Here is a 377-nt window from a genome sequence, read left to right on the forward strand (position 1 = left end):
TACGTCGTGGCCGGTCGGGCTCTAACCTGATCCCTGCTCGATAGTTACTCACGAGTTAAACAACGTGAGTCGAACCAATGTGAGTGGAACCAGCCGCACAGTCGCGGGCCCCCGGAGGATGTCTTGAGCGACACACAGACACTGATCGAGAACCGTCCGCCGAGCGTGGCGACCCTCTTCCTGGAGCGCGTGGCCGCCACGCCGGACGCCGAGGCCTACCGGTATCCCGTGCCGGCGGCCTCGGGGCAGGGTCCCGACGACTGGAAGTCGCTGAACTGGGGGCAGGCCGCCGAGCGGGTCTACGCCATCGCGGCCGGGCTGATCGAGCTGGGCGTCCAGCCCGAGCAGCGCGTCGCCCTCTCCGCCTCGACCCGTAT

At 67.6% G+C, this 377-nt stretch carries 1 protein-coding gene; it reads left to right on the top strand.

The window, feature by feature from the left end:
* Positions 1–123: 123 nt before the first annotated feature.
* Positions 124–377 (top strand): AMP-binding protein (locus ACLZOT_RS50425; RefSeq protein ID WP_416976049.1); only part of this gene is annotated, 254 nt, incomplete at its 3' end.

It is taken from the genome of Streptomyces sp. 4F14, assembly GCF_048159485.1.
Taxonomy (GTDB): Bacteria; Actinomycetota; Actinomycetes; order Streptomycetales; family Streptomycetaceae; genus Streptomyces.